We start from the raw sequence: 1923 nt of genomic DNA on the forward strand, positions 1-1923 counted from the left end.
TTTTGGTTTTGGTTGCGGGTTTGGTGGTGAGGTCTTATTTAGCGTGTTTGGATGTTGGGATGGGTTGGTCTGCCGCAGGGTAGCATCAGCCCTTTTGGCGCGGCGGGATATGGGGTATCTGGGCGTGCGCACCGTTTCACGGATTTGGAGAACGCAATGATGAAGCGCGCCTGGAACAAGTGGCGATCGGGCTATATGGGCCGGCTTGTCGGTGAGAGCTTTTATGCGCAGGGCGGGCTTTACGGCGTTGCGATCCTGGCGATGATCGCGGTGGCGGTCACCACCGCCGGCTCGGCTTACATGATGGAATATATCGTTGATGCCATGACCAGCCCGGAATTGCGGGGATGGGCGCATGTCATTGCGCTGGGGGTTGTGCTTCTGTTCCTGACCAAGGCGGTGGCCTCGTATATTCAGGCCGTCTTTCTGGCGCGCGCGGGCAACCGGATTGTGGCCCAGCAGCAGGAGAAGCTGTACCGCAAGCTGGTCCGGCACGGGGTGTCGTTCTTTTCGACCAATGAATCATCGGATCTGCTGATGCGCACGACCAATGGCGCGCAATCGGCCCGGGGCCTGATCGATGTTCTGGTCACCGGGTTTGTCCGCGATGCCCTGACCCTGGTCGGCCTGATTGTGGTCATGGTGTATCAGCAGCCGGTCCTGTCGGTGATGTTCTTTGTGGTGGGCCCGGTTGCCCTTCTGGGGGTGCGGTATCTGCTGAAAAGCGTCCGCTCGATCATGCAGGCCGAGTTCAAATCGCTGGCCGAGATCATCCGGGTGCTGCAGGAGACCTCGGCGGGGATCAAGGTGATCAAGGTGTTTGCGCTTGAAGATCGCATGATCGACCGAATGGAGACCGCGATCCGGAAGGTCGAACAGCGCTCGAACGACATCGCCCGGCTGCAGGCCATTGCCAGCCCGCTAATGGAGTTTCTGGCCGGTCTGGCGGTTGCCGGGGTTCTCATTGTCAGCACGATGGGCATCGCGGGCACCGAACAGCCGACCGCGGGTCAGCTGATGTCCTTCATCACCGCTTTGCTGATGGCCTATGAACCCGCCAAGCGCCTGTCCAGGATGCGGGTCCAGATTGAAACCTGCATGGTCGGTGTCGGCATGTTGTTCAGCCTGCTGGATCAGGAGGACACGATGGTGGAAAGCCCCCGGGCCCGTGACCTGAGTGACGGCCCCGGACAGATCACGCTGCGCAATGTGACCTTTGGCTATCAGGGTACGGTGCCGGTGATCGACAACATGAGCGCCACTTTCGAGGCCGGGAAAACCACGGCCCTTGTCGGCCAGTCCGGTGGTGGCAAATCCACGTTGTTTGGCCTGATCATGCGGTTTTACGACCCCGATCAGGGCAGCGTCGAGATCGATGGCCAGGACCTGAGGGATGTCAGCTTTGCCTCGCTGCGGCGGAAAATCTCGTATGTCGGTCAGGACACGTTCCTGTTCTCGGCCTCGGTGATGGACAACCTGCGCTGCTCGGCACCCGAGGCGAGCGATGAAGAGGTGATCGCGGCAGCCCGGGCCGCACATGCGCATCAGTTCATCACAGACCTGCCGCAGGGCTATGAGACCCCGGTGGGCGAAAACGGAACCTTTCTGTCGGGCGGTCAGAAACAGCGCATCGCGATTGCCCGCGCCATTCTGCGCAAGGCCGAAATCCTGCTGCTGGACGAGGCCACAAGCGCGCTGGACGCGGAATCGGAATCGCTGGTCAAAGAGGCGCTGGACGCCCTGACACAGGATGTCACCGTCATCGTCATCGCCCACCGCCTGTCAACCGTGCTGGAGGCAGACAAGATCATCGTCATCCAGGACGGCGCTATCGCCGAACAGGGAAACCTCGACCAACTCATGCAGAAAAACGGACCCTTCAAAAACCTCTTCGACCAACAGTTCAATAAACACAAACAAAAA

At 60.0% G+C, this 1923-nt stretch carries 1 protein-coding gene; it reads left to right on the forward strand.

The genetic code is table 11. From position 1 onward, the window contains the following. Positions 1 to 156: 156 nt before the first annotated feature. A partial coding sequence (locus ACR0LL_RS21025; RefSeq protein WP_480589235.1) for an ABC transporter ATP-binding protein occupies positions 157 to 1923 on the forward strand: 1767 nt, incomplete at its 3' end.

This window comes from Ruegeria sp. AI2 (assembly GCF_056541275.1).